Source organism: Pseudoalteromonas sp. OOF1S-7, assembly GCF_022347765.1.
Taxonomy (GTDB): Bacteria; Pseudomonadota; Gammaproteobacteria; order Enterobacterales; family Alteromonadaceae; genus Pseudoalteromonas.
Window position 1 is genome coordinate 223,280 of the sequence record NZ_JAKRFZ010000003.1, and the last position, 25,282, is coordinate 248,561.

At 49.6% G+C, this 25,282-nt stretch carries 20 protein-coding genes; 10 read left to right on the forward strand and 10 right to left on the reverse strand.

The annotated features are described in order from the left end of the window. Positions 1-71 precede the first annotated feature (71 nt). From MHN33_RS05870 to MHN33_RS05880, 3 genes are all read left to right on the forward strand, one after another. A complete protein-coding gene (locus MHN33_RS05870; protein ID WP_239397085.1) occupies positions 72-1,118 on the forward strand; it encodes a fibrinogen-like YCDxxxxGGGW domain-containing protein in 1,047 nt (348 codons plus the stop codon). Positions 1,119-1,506: 388 nt separating this feature from the next. Next, entirely contained in the window at positions 1,507-2,649 is a 1,143-nt protein-coding gene (locus MHN33_RS05875) for a hypothetical protein (RefSeq protein ID WP_239397086.1), read from the forward strand. Positions 2,650-2,771: 122 nt separating this feature from the next. Further along, the gene (locus MHN33_RS05880; protein WP_239397087.1) at positions 2,772-3,446 is read left to right on the forward strand and encodes a penicillin-insensitive murein endopeptidase; all 675 of its coding nucleotides are present in this window, start codon (positions 2,772-2,774) and stop codon (positions 3,444-3,446) included. Between the two features lie 147 nt (positions 3,447-3,593). On the opposite strand, the gene MHN33_RS05885 is transcribed toward MHN33_RS05880, so the two are convergent. Beyond that, the gene (locus tag MHN33_RS05885) at positions 3,594-3,929 is read right to left on the reverse strand and encodes a hypothetical protein (protein WP_239397088.1); all 336 of its coding nucleotides are present in this window, start codon (positions 3,927-3,929) and stop codon (positions 3,594-3,596) included. Positions 3,930-4,441: 512 nt separating this feature from the next. On the opposite strand from MHN33_RS05885, the gene pdhR reads away from it, so the two are divergent. The 5 genes from pdhR to MHN33_RS05910 all read left to right on the forward strand — a co-directional run bounded on the left by pdhR (position 4,442) and on the right by MHN33_RS05910 (position 11,854). After that, positions 4,442-5,191, forward strand: coding sequence for a pyruvate dehydrogenase complex transcriptional repressor PdhR (pdhR, locus tag MHN33_RS05890; RefSeq protein ID WP_046003630.1), 750 nt, complete (start codon positions 4,442-4,444; stop codon positions 5,189-5,191). Positions 5,192-5,259: 68 nt separating this feature from the next. Beyond that, positions 5,260-7,926: a pyruvate dehydrogenase (acetyl-transferring), homodimeric type gene (aceE, locus tag MHN33_RS05895; protein ID WP_239397089.1), complete on the forward strand. Its 2,667-nt coding sequence runs from the start codon at positions 5,260-5,262 to the stop codon at positions 7,924-7,926. Positions 7,927-7,937: 11 nt separating this feature from the next. Next, positions 7,938-9,821: a pyruvate dehydrogenase complex dihydrolipoyllysine-residue acetyltransferase gene (gene aceF, locus MHN33_RS05900; RefSeq protein ID WP_239397090.1), complete on the forward strand. Its 1,884-nt coding sequence runs from the start codon at positions 7,938-7,940 to the stop codon at positions 9,819-9,821. Positions 9,822-10,042: 221 nt separating this feature from the next. Continuing rightward, positions 10,043-11,467, forward strand: coding sequence for a dihydrolipoyl dehydrogenase (gene lpdA, locus MHN33_RS05905; protein WP_010384093.1), 1,425 nt, complete (start codon positions 10,043-10,045; stop codon positions 11,465-11,467). A gap of 192 nt (positions 11,468-11,659) precedes the next feature. Beyond that, complete coding sequence (locus tag MHN33_RS05910; RefSeq protein ID WP_239397091.1) at positions 11,660-11,854, forward strand: hypothetical protein; 195 nt, start codon at positions 11,660-11,662, stop codon at positions 11,852-11,854. A 230-nt stretch (positions 11,855-12,084) separates the two neighbouring features. Here the strand turns inward: MHN33_RS05910 and MHN33_RS05915 are convergent, their stop codons facing one another. Beyond that, a complete protein-coding gene (locus MHN33_RS05915; RefSeq protein WP_239397092.1) occupies positions 12,085-14,553 on the reverse strand; it encodes a hypothetical protein in 2,469 nt (822 codons plus the stop codon). Further along, the gene (locus tag MHN33_RS05920) at positions 14,534-15,715 is read right to left on the reverse strand and encodes an ATP-binding protein (RefSeq protein ID WP_239397093.1); all 1,182 of its coding nucleotides are present in this window, start codon (positions 15,713-15,715) and stop codon (positions 14,534-14,536) included. Before MHN33_RS05920 ends, MHN33_RS05915 begins: the two co-directional genes overlap by 20 nt. Before the next feature lie 326 nt (positions 15,716-16,041). Between MHN33_RS05920 and MHN33_RS05925 the strand changes: the two genes are divergently transcribed. After that, on the forward strand, positions 16,042-17,337 hold the full coding sequence (locus MHN33_RS05925; protein ID WP_239397094.1) for a M20 family metallopeptidase: 1,296 nt from the start codon (positions 16,042-16,044) through the stop codon (positions 17,335-17,337). Between the two features lie 117 nt (positions 17,338-17,454). Here the strand turns inward: MHN33_RS05925 and MHN33_RS05930 are convergent, their stop codons facing one another. The 3 genes from MHN33_RS05930 to MHN33_RS05940 form a co-directional block, all read right to left on the reverse strand. Then, positions 17,455-17,661 carry a hypothetical protein gene (locus MHN33_RS05930; protein ID WP_239397095.1) on the reverse strand — a complete coding sequence of 69 codons (207 nt, stop codon included), beginning with the start codon at positions 17,659-17,661 and terminating at the stop codon, positions 17,455-17,457. A 652-nt stretch (positions 17,662-18,313) separates the two neighbouring features. Continuing rightward, positions 18,314-18,580, reverse strand: a complete 267-nt coding sequence (locus MHN33_RS05935; protein WP_239397096.1) for a hypothetical protein — start codon at positions 18,578-18,580, stop codon at positions 18,314-18,316. 17 nt (positions 18,581-18,597) lie between these two features. Then, complete coding sequence (locus MHN33_RS05940; RefSeq protein WP_239397097.1) at positions 18,598-19,143, reverse strand: RNA polymerase sigma factor; 546 nt, start codon at positions 19,141-19,143, stop codon at positions 18,598-18,600. Positions 19,144-19,604: 461 nt separating this feature from the next. Here MHN33_RS05940 and MHN33_RS05945 point away from each other — a divergent pair, with 461 nt between their 5' ends. Next, positions 19,605-20,111, forward strand: coding sequence for an NYN domain-containing protein (locus tag MHN33_RS05945; protein WP_239397098.1), 507 nt, complete (start codon positions 19,605-19,607; stop codon positions 20,109-20,111). Here the strand turns inward: MHN33_RS05945 and MHN33_RS05950 are convergent. The 4 genes from MHN33_RS05950 to MHN33_RS05965 all read right to left on the reverse strand — a co-directional run bounded on the left by MHN33_RS05950 (position 20,045) and on the right by MHN33_RS05965 (position 25,279). Then, positions 20,045-21,328, reverse strand: a complete 1,284-nt coding sequence (locus MHN33_RS05950; RefSeq protein ID WP_239397099.1) for an O-antigen ligase family protein — start codon at positions 21,326-21,328, stop codon at positions 20,045-20,047. The two genes, MHN33_RS05945 and MHN33_RS05950, sit on opposite strands and share 67 nt — an antisense overlap. 11 nt (positions 21,329-21,339) lie before the next feature. Next, on the reverse strand, positions 21,340-22,731 hold the full coding sequence (locus MHN33_RS05955; RefSeq protein ID WP_239397100.1) for a hypothetical protein: 1,392 nt from the start codon (positions 22,729-22,731) through the stop codon (positions 21,340-21,342). Continuing rightward, positions 22,728-23,996 carry a polysaccharide biosynthesis/export family protein gene (locus MHN33_RS05960; RefSeq protein ID WP_239397101.1) on the reverse strand — a complete coding sequence of 423 codons (1,269 nt, stop codon included), beginning with the start codon at positions 23,994-23,996 and terminating at the stop codon, positions 22,728-22,730. Before MHN33_RS05960 ends, MHN33_RS05955 begins: the two co-directional genes overlap by 4 nt. A gap of 260 nt (positions 23,997-24,256) precedes the next feature. Further along, on the reverse strand, positions 24,257-25,279 hold the full coding sequence (locus MHN33_RS05965; RefSeq protein WP_239397102.1) for a glycosyltransferase family 2 protein: 1,023 nt from the start codon (positions 25,277-25,279) through the stop codon (positions 24,257-24,259). Between the last annotated feature and the right edge of the window lie 3 nt (positions 25,280-25,282).

Genomic DNA, 25,282 nt, shown 5'->3' on the forward strand with positions numbered 1-25,282 from the left:
CATCTAGTCGTATTGAATAGTGAAACAAATGACTTTAAAGTTTATTTTCTTTATAAGTTAAGGATTTAACTATGAGCTCTTATCGGACTTTATTATCACTCGCCGTACTCAGCGGCAGCGTTTTTGCTAATCAGTCACCGACACAATTCGAAGGCACCTACTTACTCAATATGGATAACCATCACAATGGTGTACTGGTCAATGAGCTGACCTTTGATTTTACGATGCAGGGGTTTAGCAAACACTTTATCGCTACGACAGAGAACAAAATTCTGTCTGGCTCCACTAGCACGAATGGCACCAGTATTCGTTTTGAAGTGAGCGATCGAGTATCAGGTCAGAGTCAGTATTTCTCTGGCCACCGCGGTGCATCAGGACACTATCAGGGCAGCTGGCACAGTGACGATGGTCGCGCGGGGGACTGGGGCATGGCGAATGCGGCTGATGAAGCATTCAGAACCTGTCAACAAATTTTGGATGCCGGTGCCAGTATCGGCGATGGCGTGTATCAGATTGTCGACGATAACGACGAACCGCTCTCTGTGTACTGTGATATGACAACCAATGGTGGTGGGTGGACACTGGTTGGCAGTTACCCAAATACTGAGCCGGGCGGCAAGGCGCGGATCTCTGATTACGGCACAGTCCCCGAAACAAACCCTCTGGCACCGACTAAGTTGTGGTTGTATCAGGGCGATTTAACCCGCTTTGCGGATGCTCGTGAGCAAATTGCCTGCCGAGTAGGCGCGGGCTGTAATAACAACAAGAATGCTTTTGGTGACAATCTGACAGCGCAAGAGCTGGATCTGATCCGATATTCATGGGGCTTCCTCGACCGAGGTGAATACATGAAAGAGTTAAGAGAGATCCCGAGTTGTCGCACCGATTATGACGATTCTAGTACGACTAAAATCGGTTGTGTGAATCCAGACTATCTTGCCTGGGATGATGATGTTTATCGCAGCAGTTATCAGGTGGGCTGGCAGATTGACTTGTATGGCTCCACTCACTGCTGGGTTGCTCGTGGCAGTTATAATTCAGACAGGCTAGGTTCAACTTCCTGTATTTCTAAAGTGGAGCCGAATGGCCAGAACTTCGCGCTACTTTGGATGCGTTAAACGATAAATTTTGGCGGGGTAAAGTGATTTGCCTCATTCCTGCAGCTAGACATGACTTTATGGATAAAGAGGCTGTGGCTGGTCCGTCAGACTCTTTCATTTTAAAGAGTCTGTTATCATGCCCAGATTTCCTCAAGGCGACGACCATCTCTTCATCTGTCCCCCAGATTTGCATAAGTAGAAACAGCACGTTAGAGGTTTAAAATTATCGCTGTTAAGATATTGTAGCAAGTGTTAATTTGTTGGTTTGCGGTTTGCGGTTTGCGGTTTGCGGTTTGCGGCTTGCGGTATTTGCTGTTAGATCTCAGCTCGGTAGTAACGCAGTGCCGCATTACTAGGAGCAGTTTATGGCTGCTGAGAAACATTTAATCACTTCAAGGACTAGATCATGACAGTTTTATCACGTTTTTTATTGTTGACTACATTGATATGCAGTCACGTAAGCCTGGCCAGCATTCACTTGGTAGACAACGAATGTAGTGCAGTACTGAATGCGCGCGGAGGTGCGCAGAGTGAGTATTCGCTCAGTCAATCCGCATTAGCTTCAGACCCTTTATTACGCTTTCTCGGTTTTGACATTATAGACAAACAAGGGGAGCCACATCTTCGGGCGCGCTTTGCTGCAAGCCAGCTGGAGTTTGCATTTTTTGATATCTACTCAGGTCAGCACTCTTTGCACTGTGGTATTTTTATCCCCGAGCGGGTTCAGAGCCAAAGGCAGGCCTGGGCCGCAGATCTGCCCGTGCGTGAGGCGCTGGCCCGGCTGGAAGACAACAATACGCTGAATATCTGGATAAATAGTGATCGCCAGGTTGATGGCAAGTCGCAGAGCTTTTTAACTCAGCTATCTTATAGCCGGACTGCACTGTTGAACTTATTGCAATATAATGACGAGGCACGCCTCCCATATGCTCTGAAGGTTCAGCATCCCAGCGATCTCAATCAGGTTTCAGCTGACAATGAGATTGTGTATTGTCTCAACTCACAGTTTGGAGACTGTGACTATAGCCACCCAGGCTACGGTGAACTTGCACACCTGATCTTGCCTATCAAGGGTGAGGTAGTATTGGAAGGCTATATCTCCCGCTTACTGTTCAAAGAAGACGTGGAACAAGGCGGGCTGACTGTGGCGGTAACCGACTTTGGTGTCTGGAGCCGGGAAAACCCGGTTTACGAGCTGGGCGCATTGCGTGGCAATGCCAAAGACTTTCTGACGCCTTTTTTTACTTTAAGCTACCAAAGCGCACCTGATTCAGAACGGATCCAGACCAAAATTGCCTGGGATATTCCCTTGCAGTACGGGGGATTTCTCAACCCGAATTCCTATGCCCGCGATTATGAAACTTACTGGCTGATGCGCTTTGCGTTTGAGCACAACCCGCTTGGCAGCCCTGAGCAGGCCAAACGCCTTGGTTATTCTGAGGATCACTACCAGAGCCAAACCCAAACCAGCTTTATAGCGTTAACGGGTCTCAATGAGGCAAAGCAGGGCGCGTTTAAACTGGCACCGCTGACAGTAACTTACCCTTAAATCCTCTGAAAACTGGCTGGGCCTTATTTGGCCCAGCCTGGCGGGTAGTGCCAGCTGACGGTTGTCAGACGGCCGCAAATTTTGTCAGCAATTATTCAGCTCTTTGCAGTTACCTTGTCGCAATGATATATCGCAATTTATTACTATTCATTATTCTCGTCCCTGTGTTTGTGAACGCTAAAACCAGCATCTGTTATGGTACAACGGCACGAGGCTCATTGGCCGATGGGGTAGAGCTACCGTATTCAGGGAACAACTTCGAAGGTTACAGCCAGTTTGCGCGCCTGGCCGGGCGTACCTATGTGCATTCTGAGGTATATGCAATTGTTACTGCGTCCTATCAGGCGCTGGAAAAAACGAACCCCAAAAAAGTCTATAAGTACGCTGAGACAGGCTTTGCCAAAGGAGGCGAGTTCAGGCCACATAAAACGCATCGCAATGGTTTATCTGTGGATTTTATGACGCCTGTTGTCAATAACGCGGGTAAGTCGGTACATTTGCCAACACATCCGTTCAACAAGTTTGGATACTTCATTGAGTTTGATGAACATGACCAGTTTGGCGGTCTGCAAATAGATTATGAGGCTATGGCAGCGCACATTATGGCGTTGCATAAACAAGCAATACACCGAGGTCATGATATCTGGCGCGTTATTTTCGATCCTAATCTGCAGCCAAACCTGTTCAGCACACAGTATGGGGAATATTTGAAATCCCATATTCAGTTTTCTAAAAAACCGTCCTGGGTACGTCATGATGAACACTACCACGTTGATTTTGATATCCCTTGTGAGTAGTTATATCAAACACCGGGCGAGCACACGCAAAGGCGCTGGACTTGTGATATTAGAACGGCACCTGGCGTACCATTGATGTGCTGACAAACGTGCGACATGGAATGATGATAAGAGAGGGTGAGCTGCACCCTCTCTACTCAGACGAGTTTAATATACCCAAATGCTTGTAATTCTGGGGTACTGATTATTCTGGCCAGAACATCCACTCACGTAGAACTTGACACGCTTACCTGCAAATTTAGCAGCGAGTAAGGTTGAATGTAATGCTTCATAGTTTGGGTGTGTTGGCACGATAGCGTAATAGCTTGGTGTAGAGGTGTTTCCACCACAACTATCAGGATTACCGGTGATACTGGAGCTGTGTACCTGAGTCCAGTAATTGTTGACATAAAGTGTGTCTATTTCGCCTTGCGTTGTATTACCGCCCGCAAGTACCTGGCCAGATAAAAGTAGCGCACAGGCGCTCATTATTAGTTTTTTCATAATCTTCCCTTTGATATTGGCTTGGAGGCGTACATTAACATACAGAAGTGTAAACGTGTATAATTTCGGGCCTGCATTGCAATCTGACTTGTTGACACTTTACCCCTTTGGTGCACCGATTTATTTCCCCGCCGATAGTCTCATTGTCGTTTGTCTGAAGTCGCGCTTATGTGTGTTAGCAAAGGAACTATGATGTAAACCAGTGATTAGCTTTCTATCTGGTCTGACCATTTTATTTTCCTTTTTTAAATCATTTAACTTGTATAAAGTTTAAACACTTTGTGGTGGCTTTTTTTGTATTACTTTTAGCCGCAAAGCGCCGAATTTTGACAGTTGCGCTTGATTTTGATAACGTAGTGCACAAATTTGGTATGACCAATTTACCTTTAGGGTTGGCCTTACCGGATCTGTTTAAGTAAAGAGTGAGCTGGATCAGCATCTTGCCGGGTTTTTGCCGGTAGTGTTTGAGACAGCTGGCTTGGGGTTTCACCTATAAACTCGGCGTTTAATCAATGTCTTTAAAGATAAAAGCAGCGAAATTATCAGATGTCATTCTGGAACAACTGGAAAATATGATCCTTGAAGGGTCGTTGATGCCAGGGGAAAAGCTGCCGCCGGAGCGTGAACTGGCTAAGCAATTTGAAGTGTCGCGGCCATCACTGCGCGAAGCTATTCAAAAGCTTGAAGCTAAAGGGCTGGTTACCCGACGTCAGGGTGGCGGTACCTATGTGAAAAATCAGCTTGAAGAGGGTCTGACTGATCCCTTATTCGAGTTGATCAGCAAACACCCCGAGTCGCAGTTTGATTTGCTGGAGTTTCGTCATGCCCTGGAGGGTATCGCAGCGTATTATGCGGCCATGCGTGGCACGCAAACGGATCTCGATAAAGTGGAACAGAGCTTTGATGACATCGCCAGCGTTGGCGATGATTTGGTGCAAAAAGCCAGAGCCATCAACACTTTCCATTTTACTGTAGCAGAAGCATCACATAACGTGGTGTTGCTGCATCTGATGCGTGGCATGCAGTCTTTACTGGAACAAAATGTATTGCAGAACTTAACCGTGTTAGTGCAAAAGCCGGATGCCAGCGCCCAGCTTGCCCACCATCGTGAGGTGTTAAAAAACGCCGTGATCGAAGGCAAGCCAGAGCAGGCAAGACTGGCCAGTAACGCGCACTTAGCCTTTATTGAAGAGGCGTTGCTGGAAGCCGGGCGGGAGCGGTCGCGCATTGAGCGCAGCTTGCGCCGCACTAAAGCGCAGTAATATACAAACAGAGCCATAAGCTAACGCTATAGAATAAATTCGTATTTTAAACATAAGGAACACTCCATATGTCTGAAGTCAATAAATTTGACGTAGACGCGCTAGAAACCCAAGAGTGGTTGCAGGCGCTTGAGTCGGTTGTAAAAGAAGAAGGCGTAGAGCGCGCGCAATTCCTGCTTGAGCAGGTACTTGAGCAGGCGCGTCTGGATGGCGTTGATATGCCAACCGGTATTACGACCAACTATGTCAACACTATCCCGGCAGATCAGGAGCCGGCCTATCCGGGGGATGTCAATCTGGAGCGTCGTATTCGTTCTATCATCCGCTGGAATGCGATCATGATCGTACTGCGCGCTTCCAAGAAAGATCTGGAGCTGGGCGGACATATGGCGTCGTACCAGTCGTCTGCAGCGTTTTATGAAATGTGTTTCAACCATTTCTTCCGCGCACCGAACGAAAAAGACGGCGGCGACCTGGTTTACTATCAGGGCCACATTTCACCGGGCATTTATGCCCGTGCATTCGTTGAAGGCCGTTTGACTGCTGAGCAGCTAGACAACTTCCGTCAGGAAGTAGACGGTAAAGGTTTGTCTTCTTACCCGCACCCTAAACTGATGCCTGAATTCTGGCAGTTCCCGACTGTATCTATGGGTCTGGGTCCAATCGCGTCTATCTATCAGGCACGTTTCCTGAAATACCTTGATGGCCGTGGCCTGAAAGACACTGCCGAGCAGCGTGTATACGCCTTCCTGGGCGATGGTGAAATGGATGAGCCAGAGTCTCGTGGTGCGATTTCCTTCGCGGCCCGTGAGAAGCTGGACAACCTGTGTTACCTGATCAACTGTAACCTGCAGCGTCTGGATGGCCCGGTAATGGGTAACGGTAAGATCATCCAGGAACTGGAAGGCCTCTTCAAAGGTGCTGGCTGGAACGTGATCAAAGTTGTCTGGGGTTCAGGCTGGGATAAGCTTCTTGCAAAAGACACCACAGGTAAGCTGCTACAGCTGATGAATGAAACCATCGATGGTGACTACCAGACCTACAAAGCTAAAAATGGCGCATATGTACGTGAGCACTTCTTCGGTCGTTACCCGGAGACGGCGGCACTGGTTGCTGACATGACAGACGAAGAGATCTTCGCGCTGAAGCGTGGTGGTCATGAGCCGTCGAAACTGTTTGCAGCGTTTAAAGCGGCACAAGACACCAAAGGTCGTCCGACGGTGATCCTGGCTAAGACTGTAAAAGGTTACGGCATGGGTGAAGCGGCGGAAGGTAAAAACATCGCCCACCAGGTGAAGAAAATGGACATGACACATGTTCAGCACCTGCGTTCACGTCTGGGCCTGGAAGATCTGGTATCTGACGAAGAACTGGTTAACTTGCCTTACCTGACGCTGGAAGAGGGTTCTGCAGAGCACGAATACCTGCATGCACGTCGTAAAGCACTGCACGGTTACACGCCGCAGCGTTTGCCTAACTTCTCAGAAGCACTGACGCTGCCAGAGTTGGATGCATTCAAGCCGCTGCTGGAAGAGCAAAAGCGTGATATCTCAACGACTATGGCCTATGTTCGTGCGCTGAACATCCTGCTGAAAGACAAAGGCGTAGGTAAAAATATTGTACCTATCATTGCGGATGAAGCGCGTACTTTCGGTATGGAAGGTCTGTTCCGTCAGATTGGTATTTACAACCCGCACGGTCAGAACTATACCCCTCAGGACCGCGACATTGTTTCATACTATAAAGAAGCGACGTCTGGTCAGGTACTGCAAGAAGGTATCAACGAGCTGGGTGCAATGTCTTCATGGGTGGCGGCGGCAACGTCTTACAGCACCAATGACCTGCCAATGATCCCGTTCTACATCTACTACTCTATGTTCGGTTTCCAACGTGTTGGCGACATGGCATGGATGGCGGGCGACCAGCAGGCACGTGGCTTCTTGCTCGGTGCAACAGCAGGTCGTACAACGCTGAACGGCGAAGGTTTACAGCACGAAGATGGTCACTCGCACATTCAGGCGGGCACGATCCCTAACTGTATTTCTTACGACCCTACGTTCGCGTTTGAAGTCGCGGTGATTCTGCAAGACGGTATCTGTCGTATGTACGGTCCTGAGCAGGAAAACGTGTTCTACTACCTGACGCTGATGAACGAAAACTATCACATGCCTGCCATGCCAGAAGGCGCAGAAGAAGGTATCCGTAAGGGTATCTACAAGCTGGAAAGCTACACCGGCGATAAGGCTCAGGTCCAGCTGATGGGCTCAGGCACCATTCTGAACGAAGTACGTAAAGCGGCGCAGATCCTGAGCGACGATTACGGTATTGCGTCAGACGTATTCTCTGTCACGTCATTCAATGAACTGGCGCGTGACGGTCAGGACGCTGAGCGTTTCAACATGCTGAACCCGGATGCAGAACAAAAAGTATCTTACATCAGCACGGTACTGGGCGAAGCACCGGCAATTGCGGCCACTGACTACATGAAGAGCTATGCCGATCAGGTTCGTGCCTTCATGCCAAGCGTTTCTTACAAAGTGCTGGGCACCGACGGTTATGGTCGTTCAGACAGCCGTGAAAACCTGCGTCGTCACTTTGAAGTGAATGCAGGCTACGTGGTTGTTGCTGCACTGAGCGAGCTGGTTAAGCAAGGCAAAGTTGAAAAATCAGTAGTAACAGACGCTATCAAGAAATTTGATATCGACACAACCAAAACCAACCCACTTTACGCATAAGAGGCTAAGTGATGGCAATCGAAATTCATGTACCAGATATTGGCGCCGATGAGGTTGAAGTAACCGAGATTTTGGTCAGCGTTGGCGACACGGTAGAAGAAGAGCAGTCGCTGATCACCGTTGAAGGCGACAAAGCGTCAATGGAAGTGCCTGCTTCTCAAGCGGGTACGGTTAAAGAAATCAAAATCAGTGAAGGCGACAAAGTGTCGACTGGTTCACTGATCATGGTCTTCGAAGCGGCGGGCGATGCGCCTGCTGCTGAGGTGGCACCTGCGGCTGCTGCGGCGCCTGCCCCGGCAACCGCAGAAGTGAAAGAAGTCCACGTACCAGACATCGGCGGTGACGAAGTTGAAGTTACCGAAATCCTGGTTGCGGTTGGCGACAGCGTAGAAGCCGAGCAGTCTTTGATCACGGTTGAAGGCGACAAAGCGTCAATGGAAGTACCAGCGCCATTTGCCGGTACAGTGAAAGAAATCAAAGTTGAGATTGGCGGCAAAGTGGCCACCGGCAGCTTAGTTTTTGTCTTTGAAACAGCGGGTGCAGCAGCGCCAGTTGCGGCAGAAACTGCGCCAGCGGCAGCCCCGGTTGAAGCAACGCCTTCGTTGCAGGAAGTACAGGTACCGGATATCGGTGGCGACGAAGTTGAAGTCACTGAAATCATGGTGGCAGTCGGCGACAGCGTTGAAGAAGAGCAGTCTTTGATCACCGTTGAAGGCGACAAAGCGTCAATGGAAGTACCAGCGCCATTTGCCGGTACAGTCAAAGAAATCAAAGTGGCGGCTGGCGACAAAGTGTCAACCGGGTCACTGATCTTTGTATTCGAAACCGTTGCGGCGGCAGCGCCGGCTCAGGCCGCACCAGCACCTGCTGCGTCTGCTCCTGCACCGGCTCCAGCGGCAAAAGCGGTTCCGGCAGCAGCGCCTGCGCCAAGTGCGGCGAAAGATGAGTTTGTGGCCAATGATGATTACGCCCATGCCTCGCCTGTGGTACGTCGTCTGGCGCGCGAGTTTGGCGTTAACCTGGCACGCGTTAAAGGTACTGGCCGTAAGAACCGTGTACTGAAAGAAGACGTGCAGAACTATGTGAAAGAACTGGTTCGTAAGGTTGAATCTGGCGAGATCAGCAAAGGCGGCAGCACAGGTGGCGGCGAGCTGGGTCTGATCCCTTGGCCGAAAGTCGACTTCAGCAAGTTTGGTGAAGTAGAAGAGAAGAAACTCTCTCGTATTCAGAAGATCTCTGGCGCTAACCTGCACCGTAACTGGGTTCAGATCCCACACGTTACTCAGTTCGACGAAGCCGACATCACCACACTGGAAGCATTCCGTAAAGAGCAGAATGTCCTGGCTGAGAAGAAGAAAATGGGCGTGAAGATCACCCCATTGGTATTCGTGATGAAAGCAGCGGCGAAAGCACTGGAAGAGTTCCCAACCTTTAACTCGTCTCTTTCAGAAGACGGTGAAAGCCTGATCCTGAAGAAGTATGTGAACATCGGTGTGGCGGTAGATACGCCAAATGGCCTGGTTGTGCCTGTCTTCAAAGACGTCAACAAGAAAGGCATTATCGAGCTGTCTCGCGAGCTGATGGACGTGTCTAAGAAGGCCCGTGAAGGCAAGCTGACTGCGGCTGACATGCAGGGCGGTTGTTTCACTATTTCGAGCCTGGGTGGCATTGGTGGTACGGCATTTACGCCAATCGTGAATGCACCAGAAGTGGCAATCTTAGGTGTGTCTAAGTCTGAGATGAAGCCGAAGTGGAATGGTAAAGAGTTTGAGCCGCGCCTGATGGTGCCGCTGAGCTGCTCATACGACCACCGTGTGATTGATGGTGCACTGGCAGCCCGCTTTACTGTGACGCTGGCCAATTACCTGAGCGACATTCGTCAGCTGGTAATGTAAGCCAAAGCAAAACCGCATGACCCCAGGTTGTGCGGTTTTGTCATATTTTTACTGTCCTGTCTGATATTTGGGCGGGACATCTGTGGGTGCGAATGATACACTTTCGCGCAACAAAAAACTCTCTCTGGTTGTTGGTGGCAGCGCTTGCCGATGATCAGGCACATTGGGTGCGGATACTCACTCGAGTAGAGTCCCGTTCGAATAATAGTTAAGGTAATAACATGAGCAACGAAATCAAAACTCAAGTTGTTGTACTAGGCGGTGGTCCTGGTGGTTACTCTGCAGCATTCCGTGCAGCAGACCTAGGTTTAGAAGTTACATTGATCGAATCTCGCGATACCCTGGGTGGTGTGTGCTTGAACGTAGGTTGTATTCCTTCAAAAGCACTTTTACACGTGGCTAAGGTAATCGACGACGCAGCTGAAATGGCTTCACACGGTGTAACTTTCGGTGCTCCTCAAATCGACCTGGACAAAATCCGTAGCTGGAAAGAGTCTGTAATTGGTCAGCTGACAGGCGGTCTGTCTGGCATGGCGAAAATGCGTAAAGTGAAAGTAGTTAGCGGCTACGGTAAATTCACCGGCTCTAACTCTATCGCAGTTGAAGGTGCTGACGGCACAACGACTGTAAACTTCGACAACGCTATCATCGCTGCGGGCTCTCAGCCTGTAAACCTGCCTTTTATCCCACAAGATGAGCGTATCATTGACTCAACTGGCGCACTTGAGCTGAAAGACGTACCAGAAAAACTGCTTGTACTGGGTGGTGGTATCATCGGTCTTGAGATGGGTACTGTGTACCGTGCACTGGGCTCACAAATCGACGTGGTTGAGTTTGCAGACCAACTGGTTCCTGCGGCTGACAAAGACGTTATCAAGATTTACCAGAAGTACGTGAAAGACAAGTTCAACGTGATGCTGTCTACTAAGGTTGTTGCGGTTGAAGCGAAAGAAGACGGTATCTACGTTTCATTCGAAGGCAAGCAAGCACCAGAAGGCCAGGTACGTTACGACAAAGTACTGGTTGCGGTTGGTCGTACGCCTAACGGTAAACTGCTTGATGCAGACAAAGCGGGTGTTGCGGTTGATGAGCGTGGCTTCATCAACACTGACAAGCAAATGAAGACTAACGTAAACCACATCTACGCGATTGGTGACATCGTAGGTCAGCCTATGCTTGCGCACAAAGCGGTTCACGAAGCACACGTTGCGGCAGAAGTGATTTCTGGTAAGAAACACTACTTCGATCCTAAGTGTATTCCTTCAATCGCTTATACAGATCCAGAAATCGCATGGGTTGGTGTAACGGAGAAAGAAGCGAAAGAGCAAGGTCTGAGCATTGAAACTGCGGTATTCCCGTGGGCAGCTTCTGGCCGTGCAATTGCTTCTGCACGTACTGAAGGTCAGACTAAGATGATCTTCGACAAAGAGACTGGTCGCGTGATCGGTGGTGCTATGGTTGGTATCAACGCCGGTGAAATGCTGGGCGAGATCGGCCTGGCAGTAGAGATGGGTGCAGACGCAGAAGACGTGGCACTGACTATCCACGCTCACCCAACGCTGAACGAGTCAATCGGCCTGGCGGCTGAGATCTTTGAAGGTTCAATCACTGATCTGCCTAACAAAAAGGCAGTAAAGAAGAAGTAATCGCTACTTCTGAATGAACTAAAAAAACCCGGCTCACAGAGACCGGGTTTTTTTGTGCCTGGCATGTCGTGCAGAATAAGCACCTTTGGTGCGTTTGAGCCCAGGTGATGAGAAAGGAAGCGGCATTGTTAACATTTAGACACTGTGCTAACGCCGGCGAGTATCAGGTCAGCGGGTCAGCAGACCCTGACAGTGACGTTTGAGGAAGGGGTTCTGTATGGACAAAAAGAGCAAAGTGAAAAGCGCAAACTCATCGCCAGGGCCAACAATGCGTTTTCCTTTGAATGCACCCAGAACTACTACCAGCTCAGTGTGGCAGAAGGCAAAACCAGCCTGACGCCAGTTGGGCTGTATCGCGGTAAGGGCAGGCCCTTGTTTAAGTTGTAAGCGCTTCTGCTTACAGAACACGCATATTTGTGCGTTGTGTTTGACTACAAAGATTCAGATGACCCCCTTTTGGGTTGTGAGCAGATACCGGCTCAGGGCCGGTATGACGAAGGTGTATGTCTGCTGCGAAGTGACATCGCTCCGCCAGGGTCACATAGCCGTAATGAAATGAATCATTGAGCGAACAGAAAGTGTGTGGCACTCGATCACTACTTTCTTGATGCCTACTTTTAAGCATATTTCACCGACCAATCTTCTATTTCGTTGAGCACTTCATCAACGGTTTCTTTAAGTTCGTCGCCCATTTTTAATACCTCATTCGGGTATTTATCCTGCATCAAGGTCATCAGGGCATAGTAGATGGGCTTAAAACGCTCTTTCAGCGCGTATTGCTCGAACCAGCGCTCGACTAAATTGGTCTGGCCTTTGGCAAGGAATGGAACGAAGAGATCTGTGAGCAGGGATTCATCAGAACGTTCAAGCCCGCCATTCTGACAGAGTAATGTATCCATGGCTTGGGTTGCGTCCTGAAAGAGGTTATTCCACAGCAGCATTTTAATTAAAATGTGAGTGAAATCTAATGGTGAGCTATTTTCCATTGCCTGCCTGACGCATTGCAGAGCCCTAAACTTGTTCTTTGCATCTGCCTGATAGTAGTAGCACAGTGCCAGCATCGTATAAATCACAATATACTTCTTATTTTTCAGGTATTGCTCAAAATAATCAATTGCCTGTGAGAAGTTTGCTTTGTACATGTTTAGACAGCCCAATCTGTCCAATACAGATTCTCCAGCGTCTTGAGCGGATAGAAAGTGCTGTTCTGAAAAATCATATTCACCTCGTTCCAGGTATATTTCACCCGAGATCCTGTGATAGTAACCTTTGTGTTGGCTTTCCAGTTCAGATTGCGCGGCTTGAAGAGCCATCAGTGCCTTATCCCATTGAGCAGACTTTTGATAGATACTGGTCAGTAGTATTGCTGCATTGACATTTTTAGGCTCTATGTCTGTGATTTGCCTAAATGCCAATTCTGCATCAGCATCCTTGCCTAATCTAAAATAGATAAAGCCTTTGATAGTCAGAGCATTAACACTGTCTCTTTCTTGTAATGCTTCGGCGAGCGTGAGCAGCTTGTTTGGTTTAGTTTTTTCAGCTTCATCCTCAGCCACGGCAATCAGAGTAACCTCCTCTACAGAAAGTGCACTAACAGCCTTTTCAACGACCTCAGTCATATCAGCCGGTTCGTCACTTCGCAGCCATTCAATCAGGAGCTGTTTGTTTTTATCACCTTCTACATCTGTGATATCAATCAGCTCTTTACTCAGCGCGGTGTGTCCCGCACCGCTCAGGTACTGCTGAGTTTGCTCAAGAATTTGTTGTTTGTCTGTGTGCTCAAGCTGGTCACTGCACAGCAGTGCATTGGCAAACGTCAGTGTAGCTTGGGGATGGCACTGGCCTGTGAGTTGCGCAAGAAAAGACTGGCTGCGGTGTTTTAGCTCGTCGCCAATGCACCAGACTTCCATAAAACGCGTCAGCCAGAGGACCCGGTTTTTGTCCCGGCGTCTGCCGTAGCGCATCAGGTACCAGATATTAAAAAAGCGCTCCTTGATGCGATACAGGTTATTTTTGCCATCGGTTTTGATTTTCTCAATCACCCAGTTTTTCTCCAGCTGGCTGAGCTGTGCCGAGATATTTTTGCTGGGCAGGCGGGTTTTTTCGGCTATCTCCTTGGCTGAAATGGCATCCCAGTGCAGTGCGATGGCGTTGACTATGGGCTTTTGCTGTGGTGCCAGGTCGTCCATACGGTGTTTATACAGCGGCGTAGTCCGGTCTATGGTTTCTTCCAGCAGTGCATAGGTCTGGCCGTTGGCCCCTTCCATCAGAATATTAAACAAAATAACCAGTGTGCGCGGAATACCGCCCGTTAAGCGCCGGATAGATTCAATCCGCTGCGGTTCTTGCTCAAGGATAGCCAGCAACCTTTGTTCTTCACGTTCACCACTGTGACTGGCCAGTGCCCGCAACAGCGCCTCGGTATCTGGCTTGTCTAATCCGGCTAAATTGATCACTTCAAAGAACTGGTAAAAGGGGGCCTGGTGATCGTAAAAAGCTTCCAGGCTGACCGCCGAGCCACCTATCAGCCTGAAGTAAGGATTGGTGATGAGCACTTCTCTGAGGATTTCTGTTTCTTTGCGGTTAAAGTTTGCGAATAGTTCCACCAGGTTATCAATAAATAACACAACCCGTTTGTCCTGTTTTTTGAGCCGGTTACTCAGCAACTGAATCGCGGCTTTAGGGTCTGGATTCTGGCCAGCAATGGCATCCAGCCCATCCAGTAGCCCGGCAAACTGGTCGTGATAATGCTCTTCCAGCTCTTCAGCAACGCGCTCCCAGAAAGAAAACAAAGGGCTGATACCGTATTCTTCTTCTTTAAAGGTGACAGGCAGCAGCCAGGTGTTCAGCGCGTCACTGTGCGCAAGCTCTATGGCAAGGCGTCGCAGCAGGGTGGTTTTACCGGCACCGCGTACGCCCTGGATCAGGTAATTTTGTTCGGGCACCTCTTTGTTGGTGCTGGCAATGGCACGCCAGATTTTTTTGTATTCTTTCAGTCGGATCACAAAGTGCGTTTTAATGAACTGGTCCGATGCATTTTGTGCATTGTATAGCTTTACGCCTTCTTTATAGTCGTCGAGTTGCATAGCGCCCCCACCATTCTTTAAGCATGGGCGAGGTGAACTGATAACACTGCGCCTGATTGATAAAAATATAACCATCGTGGATCAGACAGTCGATCACGTATTGGCAATTGGTTTGCTGATACTGGCTTGCCTGCGAGAGGTTAAACAAATGGGATCCCGGCAGCTGCGCATGCTCACACATCGCTGTTAATACGTCATTTGCCAGTGCTTTTTCGCTGTCCGAAAAACGGTTTAGTCGTTCTGCCCAGTGATTAAAGTGAGATTGATACTGTATCGAGAACAGCGTGTTGTAGGCGACGTCAATATTTGCCGGGCTGACAGAATCCAGTCCTTCATCAAAATACACATCAACCAGCTGCATCCACAGGATCTCGATGTAATAGGGCATCAGCCAGCCAACCTTGTTGAGCAGGTAATCCTGCGCTGTGGCATCAATCTGGATGGGATCCAGTTCACGACGATTCAGTGTGTTGATAAACTCGCGGCCCTGAGCCTGGCTTAGTGGCGCAATAGGCACCGGGATGAGCACATTGATGAGATCTGACAGTGCCATTTTGCTCACCAGCGTGTCCAGTCCAATTGAGCCCGTCAGCACAAACTGCACATGTTGGTTGAGCCCCTGCTCTGACCACAACTCGCGACAACCAGATAAAAACGACTCCGCGCTTTTGTGATCTTGCTGAGCATAGATTTTCTCAACCACATCCGGGAACTCATCAATGATTAGCACCAGTTTTTTGTCCAGTGTCAGTGCATTGAGGGCGGCGCTGAGATCTCGGTGAGTGAGCTGGCGGTCCTGATGGTCAAACTCGATACCCGTCGCGCCGAATGATACGCCGGTAATGCTGCTGCGAAATTTGCCAATTTGATCTTTGCCCCATTTAAACAGGCTACTCAGTTGGTCGGTAAACTCGGAGCGGAACAGATTATCTATGATCTGTTTGTAGTATTCGTGCTCGGTTGCACAGGATTGTACAATATTATAAAGAAACACGTAGCCATCTGGCGGGTTGTCTTGCAGGTAAAACAGCATAGACGTTTTACCGACACGCCGCGGGGCAAGGACCAGCAAGTGGCTCCCGTCTCTGAGCCGCCGCAATAGCTTATTTTGATCTGTTTCTCTGGGGAAATATTTATCACCCCGAACCACCTGACCCGCCATAATGCCTCCTGACAAAATTTTTATAGTCAAAGTGTAGTGACAATAAATTTATTGTCAAAAATTTTGGCAATAAAATTTTTGTCATCTTTGGGTGTAAGGTGTGGTCAAAATTGTCCTTATGGCCTTGACGGTATCCGTTCCTATGCCGTCAACTGTGCCTGGGTGGCATTAAATACGGCTTCAATTGAGCCAAGTGCGATTACTATTCTCTTGCCTGTTCAGTTTAGCTCACCGCACCCATCCCGGCTCTGTCGCAAATTCCTTTCCCTAATAACTTTGTCTGTTATTTTGTTTGACGACTAATAACAAATATAAAAGGAAGGGGTATGAAAAAATCTATATTGAGCCTGAGTTTGGCGTCGATTCTGGGAGCTGTGACTATGGGCACTCAAGCGGCGGATCATGCCAGTTTGCTTAAGCAGGTGGAGCCTAAAGTGATTGAATGGCGCCGGGACATTCACCAGAATCCGGAGCTGGGTAATCGTGAGGTACGCACGGCAGCGAAGGTTGCTAAACACCTTAAATCATTGGGTATGGAAGTAGAAACTGGTATTGCGTATACCGGAGTGGTGGGCATGCTGAAAGGCGCTAAGCCCGGGCCGACCGTGATGCTGCGTGCGGATATGGATGCGCTGCCGGTGACCGAGAAGAACGACCTGCCGTTTAAATCTACTAAAACCACCAATTACCGGGGGGTGGATGTGGGCATTATGCATGCCTGCGGCCATGATACCCATGTGGCTATGCTGATGGGGGCAGCTGAGGTGCTGGCGGGGATGCGTGATGAGCTCGCAGGCAATGTGATGTTTGTCTTCCAGCCGGCGGAAGAGGGCGCACCTGATGGCGAAGAGGGAGGCGCTGAGTTAATGCTTAAGGAAGGGATCTTCAAAAAGTATCAGCCCGATGTGGCGTTTGGTTTGCATATTACCTCTAAGCTTAATGTGGGCCAGCTGGGGTACCGTAGTGGGCCGACTATGGCCAGTGCCGATCGTTTTGAGATCAGTGTAAAAGGAGAGCAAACTCATGGCTCGACACCCTGGGCCGGGGCCGACCCGATAGCGGCTGCCGCACAGATTGTGTCCGGGGTAAATCACATTGTCAGTCGCCAGATCAATATTACCAAAGAACCGGCGATTGTTTCATTTGGTAAAATTGCCGGAGGGGTACGTAACAACATCATTCCCGAAGAGGTAAATATGGTCGGTACCATACGTAACTTTGATATGGAAAACCGCGCCCAGATCTTTGAAAAAATCACGCACACCGCTGAACATATTGCACTGGCTTCCGGCAACAAAGCCGACGTGAAGATCATTGAAGGTTATCCGGTGACTGTAAATGATCCTGCACTGACTGAGCAAATGTTGCCTACCCTGGAGAAGGTTTTCGGGGCACAGGGGATGATTGAAATGCCTAAGGTGACTGGTGCCGAAGACTTTTCGTTTTATGCCATGGAAGTGCCTGGGTTATTTGTGTTTCTGGGTGGTACTGCTAAAGACATTGACCCCAGAAATGCCGCCAGTAATCACTCTCCCTACTTTATTGCTGATGAATCGGCGTTTAAACTGGGCACACGGGCACTGACCGAGTTTACGCTCGATTATATGCAGCAAGCAAATTAATAAACGCTGTGGGTTGGGTCTGGTACGTGCTTTGTCAGGCCGGTGTTTCCTGGTGGTTGATACACTCCACGGAGGGGCACAAAATGATGCGACTATTGTCGCATCAGAACTTAAAGCTTAGTGGCAAGTATCTGTACCGCAGTTAGTATTGTTAGGACGTGATGGGCAGGTGAAAGAACCACACTGCACGACCATAGTATGGATGCACTCACGATAGAGAGAATATTTGTCACCACCGGCGATTTCTGCTGTTTTTGTTGCCGGGATAGCCGTCAGGTCTTTCGATAAACTTTTAAGCTTTTTTTTAGATATTTTTAGATTCATGTGTTATTTCCTTATTTTTGTTTGTGCATAAAATGCTCAGAGATGTTTACATATTGATGAGAGTGAGTCAATTGTTTGTGTCGTGAAAATCTTATAACTTAATGTTATGAGTAGTTTTTTTTCTATTTTATAATTGGCTTAGGAGGAATATTTAAAGTTGAATGATCGTTAAGTTACTGTAAGATTCATACATCACAAGTGTATGCACACAGACGTCTTTGCAATTCGATAAACTGAGCATACTCACATAGATCCTGTTAACGTTTAATCCACTGTCATCTGGCATAGTTGAAATAACTTCCGTCCATCACCTCACCTGGCTCCTGACTCGCATTGTCAAACATAGCGAGAAAAAAGGCATTCATTCTGCCAATGTGGCAATGTAAAAAGAGTAATCCGCTGCCGATGGACCCGGCGGCGGATTGGTTAATCAGCAAGTACCTGCAATATCAGTTCGTCAAAGTAGTTGTCATTGTCGTTACCATGATTGCGTACTCCTTGCAGAACAAACTCGATATAGGCAGTAACTTTGGGCACTCGTGTTTGCCCAGATACCGCTGTCCATTGTGCAGCCGTGGCGCTGCAGAAAAGTCAGTTTGTAGCCAGTTGTGGCTATGGTAATCAAAGTAGCGGTCTTTATCAGTGGTGCCTGTTACCTTGGCGATGACTTGCTACTACGTAAGTAGCTCACGCGGTTTTTAATCCGTGCGTAAGTCAGATATATGGTTTCAAACAACCCTATGGTCCAGCAAATGGGGCAGCCCCTGAATACGACGAGGGTGACGATACCAAGCCCGAGAGAAGCAAAGGGGTAGGGAGCGGCAATTTCAATTGCGTACCATAACAAAGCGAGCCCAATCGCGCCTCTGAACAGGTGCTCAGTCAGTGAGTTACTTGCAAATTGCGACTTTTTCTGCATATTTAAGGCCTATACGTCTAGATTAAATACTCGCGGATCAGCAGCCTGGCACGATAAAGCTGTGCTTTGATACTTTCCCGCGAACGCTGTAGTTTATCTGCTATCTCTTCAATGCTCATTCCTTCCATATCGCGTAATAACACGACATGGCGGTAATGTTCAGGCAGGGCTTGTATCGCCCGAATGAGATCTATTCTTAAGGCATCGGTTGGTTTATTCGACAACAGAACATCATCCTGATATTCATCTATATTTTCGGCTTTATTAACAATCGAATCGCCTTTAGTTCGTTGTGCAATGCGTAAGCATTCTCTTCTGACGACAGTAAACAGCCAGGCAGGCAGCGATGTTAGCATTTTGACTGTGCCAATTCGTTTTGCCAGTAGCCAGAGTGTTTCCTGTACGGCATCGTCGATATCAGCAGCGGAACAGTTACGCTTTGCGTAGCGCCGGATATCGGGTTGCGTGGCGATAATTAGTGACTCCAGGGCTTTGTTATCGCCCGCCCGCGCCTTTTCGAACATGCCCTTATCATAGCGAGGGGGGGTTGACGGTTGTGTCATTTACTTTTTTGCCTGCGCACGGCGAATGAACACATTGGACAAAATCCAACGAAACCAGTCACCGTTGTGATCACCCCCACACCGGATATCAAATAACCAAGGGCGAGGCCTTTCAGGCCGACTGCACCGCAAGCAACCATAGCTGCGCCGGCTATAACACGGGTAATACGTTTCCAAATTGGTAAGTTTTTTCTATAAAGCATCTTCGTCCTCTTAGTATAGATGATGGCATGTCATTTCTCTTCATAAGGTAAGAGGAGCGCACGGAGCATTTCGGTTCAAAAAAATTGAAAATAAATACCGGGCCGCACTGTGATGTGACTGATGGCCAGCCTGAATGGAGGTCTGTGGTTCTGTGGTTCTGTGTTATAGTGGGAGGTGAGTGAAACTGATGTTGCTATGATGCACAGCCCACATATTCATTAGCCCTCACAATCATTACTGAAAGGAGCTGCCAAAGTATGAAAAGCATTGCCATTTTGGTCGATGTCCAGAACATTTACTACACCACCCGGCAGGCCTATGGCAGAAGCTTTGATTACAACGGCTTCTGGCAGGAAGTACTTAAAGGCCGCACTTTGTATCGGGCGTTGGCATATTCCAGTGAGCCCAATGCGCCCAAGCAGCAACAGTTTCAGAATATTCTCAGAGCCATAGGATTTGAGGTCAAACAGAAGCCCTATATTCAGCGTACGGACGGGTCGGCCAAGTGTGACTGGGATGTGGGGATCACCCTGGATGCCATGGAGTGCGCGCCCCATTGCGACGTGGTGGTGCTGCTGACTGGGGATGGCGATTTTGACTTGCTGGCCGAGCGTATTCAAAGCCGTCATAACTGTGAAGTCGAGGTGTACGGAGTGCCCCAGCTGACCGCCAATTCGCTCAAACGCGCGGCCACCCGCTATGTGGCCATTGACGAGCGTTTATTGCTAAATGCAAAGCCAAACCACAATAATGCCGGCCAGTAGAGATACGATAAAATCTCTAAATTCTCAAAGAAGCTGTAACAGATCAGCACCGCCATCAGGCACAAAGCGGTCTGTGCAGTTTTAGAGCCCTGCGACGCCCATAATAAATAAACACTCGACACCAGCATAGGAATGGCCAGTGCCACGGCCCCGACAAGGCCTTTGACAAATAACAGCCCATACCAGCTGTGGTGCGAGCCGATAGGCATAAATTCCACCATTTTTGGTCCACGCTCAACAATGCCGTGCCCCCAGATGGGCGCTTCTGCCTGCCAGCGCTGAATGGCAATATTAGCCAGCGCCTTGCGCACCCGGGTAGAGCCCGGGCGCTGCTGTTTTACCGCCTCGTAGGAGTCCATCACCGCATTATAAATGGGCTCGCCCAGCAGTAAAATCAGCGGGATAGTGATACCGAGCAGCAGCATCATCCAGGGTTCTTTAAACTTATCGCTGAACAGCACCAGCGGGAACAACATAATGAAGATGGCGATACCGGCGCGGGATTGCGACAAGATAAGCATGGCCCAGCAGCCCGCGATGGCCCAGCGGCGAACCTTGGCGTTTTTTTCCTGCAGGCAAAACACCAGATAGACGCAGGACATAAAGCCGGCAGCCGGGGCCCAGGGGGTAAAGAAGCGCCAGCGCCCGGCACCGGTTTCGGGATTAATACCGTAAAAACTGACCATAAAAAAGCTCTCCCCCGGTCCCCCAATCACTTTTAACGGCGACAGGAAGATATCACCCGGTAGCTTAACCACATAAAAGGCTACGGAGATCAGTGAGAAGATCAGGGTGTGAATGGCAATAATGCAGACTCCGCGGATCACCACCTCTTGGCGAATTTTTGCCAAGGCGGCAATCACTGGGAAAATTGCCAGCAGCGCCCAGCCTTTCATCCAGCCGATGGTCGATTTAATGGTTTGCCCAACCCCCAAAGACCAGTCGCTGTGTGCAATCAGCAGCGCCACCAGCATCAGTAACATGGCGACTATCCACATCCAGATCATTGGTGACAGCGACCGCGGCTTGGCGTTCAAGTCCAGGTAACAGCGCATCAACACCACCATAAAAATCAGCCAGCCAATAATGGAGCCCATCACATACAGCATGCCCAGCATAAAAGTGGGGTAGGTAAGCACCAGACCTGCCCAGACCAGCTTTTCTTCTGTGCTGATAAAGCGCTTGTCCTTAAAGGGTAGAAAGGCGGTGAATAACATGCTGTCCTCCGCTAGTCAGGTTGTTTCATCACCGCCGAGATAATCACCCGACGTTTGTTGATCATCAGCACCGCCATCGACAAAAAGATCATCGCAGCCAGCGCTGCTGCAATGGCGATGGCCTTTTTCGGAGAGGATGAATTAATGGGCAATGACGGTGGCGACATCAGCTGGATCACTGGATAAGAGGCAAAAATATCCGCTTTGCCAGCCTCAAGACGTGCCACGGCTGAGGTGAATACGGCTTTGGCCAAATCAAACTCACGCTCCAGACGCTCCAGCTCAGCCGCTTCTCTGGCGTAGACCTTAAGCTTTTCATTCAGCAGCTGTACTTCGTTTTCAAGCTCAATCAGTTTTGCTTCCGACCCTTTTTTAGCTGCAAAGGCGCTGATAAGGTCGGCAAACAATTGCGCGCGGTTCGGGTTAGAGGCGAGATCTGTGGTATGAAACGCATGAGCCGCGTTGATCCCGACCAGGCCCTCGGAGCGGGTTCTGAGCGCCATTTTCGACTGCTCAAAGCGCGCCAGCTCGGCTTTCACCATAGGATGACCATCATCCCAGCGAGAACGGTACTCGCTCAGCTGAGCAGCGCTTTTGTCCAGCTCAGACAAATAGGCTCTGAATTCACCATCCGATTGCAGCACAAAAGCCTGGCCTGCCATGGAGGGCGATACTCCCAAATCGACACTGAGCTGGCTGACAAAATACTCAGCGCGGCCAATTTCGGCTTTGACGATGGCCACCTGCTCTTTGAGGTTGGTCAGGGTACGCATCTGCTGGTCCAGCTGCTCCCGGCTGATCAGCAAAGAGCGCTGCTGAAAGTCCGTGATGTTACTGCGTGTGACATTGAGCCGCTCTCTGTACTGATCGAGCACCGATTTGATGCTGGCATCGCGACGTTGCACTTCGTCGGCACGCAGGTGATCCAGTTGGTCCTGCAACGCGTTATACAAAGCCCAGGCTTTTTTCTCGGCGATGCGCGGACTGGCTCCTGTGATCTCGACATTTAAAATCGAGGTTTGCTCGGTCAGACGGACTTTAGGGCGGCCAAATGCTTTAGCCGACATGCCCATTGAACTCGCTGCATTGTCGATGAGGTTTTTGCTCATCAGCATTTCTTTGTAATTGACTCTGGGGTTGTAGCCTTTACCGAATGGAGCGCTGGTAGATGATACCACCTGGCCCACCTCATCAAGCGAGACGTTACTGTTAGCACCGGTGCCAGGCAATACCATATCCAGGTCGCTGCGGTATTTAGCTGGCTGCTGCAGGTAGGCAAAGACCAGCAGTAAAATAATCGCGTAGCTGACCAGACAAGTTACCAGATAGGGCTTGCGCAGGGTGCGGTAAATCGAGGCCCTGAAGCGTGAATAAGGCGTGGTGACCTGAAGTTGCGTGTTCATGAGTCCTCCTTACTCAGCAAAGAGAAGGGTGAAACGATATCTAACAGCGTCCGGGCGATATCACGTAGATTGGTGATATCTGAATCATAGCAGGCGATGGCATCGTTCGGCATTACATAAGGGTTAATGTGGTCACGATAAGACTTACGCATCAGCTCTTCTACCGAGCGCTCTATCACCTGGGTTTTGCCGGTCAGCGGGTGGTTGCTGACCAGCACAATGCGACGTGGTGCATTGGTATATTCTTTGCCACCCACACAGTTGGCTGAAACGGCTGCCTGCAGCAGCCGGGTGCCGTAAGGCAGGTTGCTAGAGAAGCGGCCGATGGCGGCATTGGCATTACTCATTGACGAGTCAATCAGGTTAGACATAAAGACCCGAAAGCCCTTTGGCGTGATCTGTGACGGCTTCACCAGGTTGGGCTGAAAACAGCCGGTGCTGGGCACTATCACCTGATCGCCGGCAATGAGGACATGATCTTTGACTGGCTGGCCGGTCATAATGCCAGTCAGATCCGCTTCGATGCGCCAGCCCTGGCGAACCAGGATCACCTGGTCCAGTTTGGCATCGGGGCGGACACCGGCCGCAGCCCGAATGGCTTCTGAGAGCAGGCGCTGCTTTGAGTGGTCGCCCGACGCCGCCACCTGCTGATCTAACAGCTGTTCGGGTAACTTGGCATTGATGGTCACCCGGCCCGGTGAAAAGACCGCGCCTGAGACTGGCACTTCGATGGCAGCCCAGGTTTTGACCTTAACCGTAACATCCAGCGTCTGAGCGCGGAAGATTTTGGCACGAATAAGCGCCAGCTCCACTTTTTGCGCCAGGGCCTTGGTGGTCAAACCTGCGGCGTAGATGGGTTCAATCACAGGTAATGTCAGCGCCCCTGAGCTGTCCAGCACATAGTCGCCGTTAAAGCCTTCGCCGTATTCCATTCTGACCTGGATCAGGTCGCCCGGGCTTAATGGTGCTGCACCGAATGCGCCTCGGTAGCTTGATTCATTGGGGCTCAGGCCGGGCGCTGCCAGCACAATGGGTTGATCAACCCGAAAGTTAGCCGCCGCCGCAAAGTTGTCGGCATCGGTGCAGCTCAAACGAGACGCAAACACCGAGTTTGACTGAGTGAACTGGGTTCCTGTGGCATGTGGCATACCATAGAAATCATCATCGTTGTAATCCGGACTGAGTGTGCAGCCAGTGCCAAGCACACACAGTACAAGCGCTGAGATGCGTGTCATCAGGGTGGTGGTTGAAGTGGCTTGTGTCATGGTTTGCTCCTTGGCAGTGGGTCTTACTCAGTGTGCTTAGCATGACAGGAGCATAATCTAAGCCAATTTAATTATCTCTTTTAAATCAGGTGGTTAAGGTTTTTGACGTCGTGATGCACGCTGTTTTTTTGTATTTTGCAAAGCAATTTCAAAATGAAAAGAAGCCAGCAAATGCTGGCTTAAGGGCCATTGGTGCGAGGTGCGTTATCAGTCAGCAGTTGCCTGCTGGCTGATAACGGCGCGGGCCCGGGAGCGAAGGGTTAGCTGGCAGGATGCTTATTTGCCTGCCTAAGGGTACGCATAGCCAGTTTTTCTGCGCGATTGTAGAGTGATTTGGGCAGCAGGCTGGTTACAGCGCTGCACCAGGTCAGGGCAGTGCGCCCCGGCTCTTCAAACAAAATACGAATGTCGGTAAACAGCGCTTTGTGGATAAGCTTCAGCGCGGCTATGGTATTGCGGGACTGCACGGCACGACGGCTCAGATATCTGAGCTGATATGCGCGTGCAAGCGAGCCACACTGTTTAAAAAATTGCGCATGGCTGCGCCTATGTTTATTGACTGCATGCTCCCAGCTCAGATATTGCTTTTGCAGGTTGGCAGATAAGCCACTGGCATTAACGCGATAAAAGGTCAGTGGCTCAGGGATCCCGGCAAAAGTCGCCTGGGTGTAAAGCGCCAGGCGCAACCACATTTCTATGTCTTCAGATTGTCTGAGATTTTCATCAAAGTACTGCCGCCAGCTGCGGGTTTCGTCATGAAAGGCGACTTTTTCCAGGGCGGCTGCGCGTATTACCGGTGCGGAACCATTACCTACCGGATTACGACAAAAAATGGTTTTGGCATTGATGTTGTCTAACTTGGGAAACTGGCCAATTCCCAGTTGTTTATTGTCATCGTCGACAAACAACGACGGGCAGTAACTGACGTCAACATGGGGGTTGCGATTCAGGTGTGCAACATGTTTTTCGAGCTTGTCGACTGCCCAGTAGTCGTCGGCGTCCAGCAAAGCAATATAAACGCCCCGAGCGTTACGGATCCCGGTGTTGCGTGCCCCGGACAGGCCGCGATTGTGCTGACGAATGATGTGGATCCGGTGGTCTTTATAGTCTCTCAGGTAGCTCAGTGTGTTGTCACTGCAGCCATCATCAACACAGATCACTTCAAAATTCTGATAGGTCTGGTTGAGCACCGAGCAGATGCATTTATCAATATATTTCTCAACGTTGAACATAGGGATGATGACACTGACAACGGGTTTTGAATTAATCACATAGTTAGTCATAGC